Origin of the sequence: Moorena sp. SIO3B2, assembly GCF_010692525.1 — a bacterium.
In the GTDB taxonomy this organism is placed as follows: Bacteria; Cyanobacteriota; Cyanobacteriia; order Cyanobacteriales; family Coleofasciculaceae; genus Moorena; species Moorena producens.
Genome location: NZ_JAAHHE010000224.1, coordinates 1 through 3,340, shown reverse-complemented (window position 1 = coordinate 3,340; position 3,340 = coordinate 1). Strand labels below are relative to the sequence as shown.

The following is a 3,340-nucleotide window of genomic DNA, read 5'->3' as shown; positions in this document are numbered from 1 at the left end:
CCCAGTTCAATCCGGTAACCCCTGAGCTTGACCTGGAAATCTTTGCGCCCGACAAATTCTAGGCTGCCATCCGGTCGCAAACGACCTAAATCTCCCGTGCGGTAAATGCGTTGGTTGCCCCCAACTGGGTCAGCACAAAATGCCTTCTCGGTCAGCTGAGGCTTGCCCCAATAACCCAGGGCGATGTGGGCACTCCTAATCCCGATTTCTCCATAGAAATCCGTGAGCTGGCCGTTGTGGTCAAGTAAGAGAATTTCGGTTTCACAGAGGGGATAACCCACCGGAACCGTATTCACTACCTCTGTTTGTCCATTGATAAAATTTTGTAAGGTAAAGGTCGCTTCTGTGGAGCCGAGACCATTGACCAAGGTACAATCAATACCAAAGTGCTTTTGGTATTGCGCCACATCTTGGGGTTTGACCTCCTCTCCTCCCAAGACAATTACACGAATCTGAGGCAATTTTTCCTCTGGGCTGAGATGGCTCATCAAGTGTCGGTAGACAGTGGGGGTGGAGTGATAAATGGTAATCCCCTCCTGGGTGAGATATTCCGGCACAGGGGCAAGACCTTCCGACTTGAGGTCAAAGGGGTAGAGGGTAGCACCATTTAACAAAGCCCCAAACATGTCCACAATCGCCGCATCAAAGCACAGGGATGAGAACAGAGTTAACTTATCGCCATTAGCTATTTTGAGATTATTGGTGTAATTCCTGATGTAATGCAGCACATTGCGATGATTTTGGATCACCCCTTTGGGAACTCCGGTAGAACCCGATGTGTAGAGAATGTATGCTAGTTGGTCTGGGGCAATTTCTGGTGGACTGTGTTCCTCAGAACCACCTACATCTTTGTGATCAATCTCATCTATATTGATCACGGTGATTTCCTGTTGGCTTAATTCCACTGCCAAAGACAGGTTCTGGTTGTTGGTCACCACCGCTGTCGCCCTAGAATCGGCCAAGATATAACCGAGTCTTTCTTTCGGATAGCTTGGGTCAACAGCCACATAGGTTTTGCCAGCTTTGAGTACTCCTAAAATGGCGGCAATGGCTGGGGCATCATGTTCCAATAACAGTGCAATGCGTTGTTCGTGATTACCACATTGGTTGAGTACGATCTCGGCGACTTGATTAGCCACCCGTTCTAGTTGTGAATAAGTCCATTGGTATTTCTTGGTTTTGATGGCAATATTCTGGGGATATTGCCTGACCTGTTCGGAAAATCTGTGTGGAATTGATTGTTCAATTTCTGGTTTGGTGAATTCCCTAAAGCCTTCCCTCGGAGCAATCTGCTCGATTAGATCAGGGTAATGTTTTTGTTGCTCCCTAAATAAAGTTAAACCCGAGAGTTTTTGTTGGGGATTAGTGACAATCTGCTCTAATAAATACTGATAGTGCTCTAGGAGTTGCTCCATTCTCAGGGAGCTAAATAGCTCAGCGTTGTACACTAATATCAGTTGGATCCCCTGATTCGTTTCCCGAACATAAACGGTTAAGTCAAACTTGGACTGAGGGTCTGAGAACAACCGGTTTTCTACAGTTAGACCTGGGAGTTCCAAAGGATTCCTGGGCACATTCACCATATCGAACCAAACCTGAAATATGGGATTACGGCTGAGATCTCGCTGAGGCTGTAACTCTTCGACGAGCTTCTCAAAGGGCATCTCTTGGTGCCCATAAGCTCCCAAAGTCACTTCCCGCACTCGTCCTAATAATTCCTCAAAGCTGGGATTCCCCCCCAAGTCCGTCCGCAACACTAAGGTATTGACAAAAAAGCCAATTAGACCTTCTAGTTCTGTACGGTGGCGATTGGCAATGGGAGTACCGACGATAATATCTGAGTGTCCCGAATAGCGCGATAGTAAGACCTTGAAGGCGGCCAGCAAGGTCATGTACAAGGTCACCCCTTCAAGTTGACTTAACTGCTTGAGGGATGAAGTCAGTTTTTGAGATAGTTTCAGGAATTTTTTCCCACCGGTGTAACGTTGAACCGGGGGACGGGGATAATCTAGGGGCAGTTCTAAAACCGGTAGCTCTCCTGATAACTGCTGTTTCCAGTAGTTGACCTGAGTTTCTAACACTTCCCCTTGCAACCACTGTCTCTGCCAAGCGGCATAGTCGGCATATTGAATCGGTAATTCGGCTAAGGGGGACGGTTGACCCGAACTTAAAGCTGTATAGATCACCGACAGTTCCTTGAGGAAAATTCCCCTCGACCAGCCATCAAAGGCGATATGATGCACGTTCAACAGCAGAATATGCTTCTGCTCGGACAGTTGCAACACACTTGCCCGTACTAAAGGGGTTTGTTCTAAATCAAACGGTTGCTTCCCTTCAGCTTCGGCCAACTGTTGCACTTGCTGGGATTGCTGTGGTTGTGATAATTCCCGTAAGTCGATTACCGGCAAACTCAGTTGACACTCAGGCTCGATCACTTGGAATTGCATGGTACCGACGGACTCAAACCGAGTCCGCAGCACTTGGTGACGATTAATGATTTCTGTGAGGGCTCCAGATAGGGCATCGATGTCGAGTTGGCCAGTCAGCTCCAACACAGCCAGCATATTGTAGGCAGACGAATCCCCTTCAAATAGTTGGTGCAGGAACCACAATCTCTGTTGGGCAAAACTTAAAGGCAACTGTTGCTGGCGAGATACCACAGTAATCGCTGGGGCGATCGGTATTTGCTCTTGGGTGTTGCGAATCCTGTTGATATGCTCAGTAAGTTGGGCTACTGTGGGAGCTTCAAAGATACTGCGTAGAGGGATTTCGACCGAGAAGGTTTCTCGCAACCTGGAAATGACTTGAGTCGCTAGCAGGGAATGTCCACCCAGCTCGAAGAAGTTGTCGTGGATGCCTACCGGTTTGATTCCTAAGACAGAACCATAGATATCCGCTAGCAATTCTTGGGATGGTGTCTGGGGTGCTACAAAAGAAGCTGATGCTGTCGGGTCTAGTTCGGGTGCTGGTAATGCCCGTCGGTTCACCTTGCCGTTGGGGGTTAACGGTAGGGATTCCAAGACCACAAAAGCTGCAGGCATCATGTAGTCGGGGAGTTGGGTTTTGAGCAAGGAGCGCAGCTGACTAATCACAGGTTGAGATGCGGTGGCCACTACATAGGCCACCAAGCGCTTATCCCCAGGACTGTCTTCTCGGGCAATCACTACTGCTTCTTTGACTTGAGAGTGTTGTGCCAGTGCTGCTTCTATTTCACCCAGTTCAATCCGGTAACCCCTGAGCTTGACCTGGAAATCTTTGCGCCCGACAAATTCTAGGCTGCCATCCGGTCGCAAACGACCTAAATCTCCCGTGCGGTAAATGCGTTGGTTGCCCCCAACTG

At 48.6% G+C, this 3,340-nt stretch carries 1 protein-coding gene; it reads right to left on the bottom strand.

What is annotated here, in order from left to right; all coding sequences use genetic code 11:
• A partial coding sequence (locus tag F6K38_RS28630; RefSeq protein ID WP_287358461.1) for a non-ribosomal peptide synthetase occupies positions 1 to 3,340 on the bottom strand: 3,340 nt, incomplete at both ends.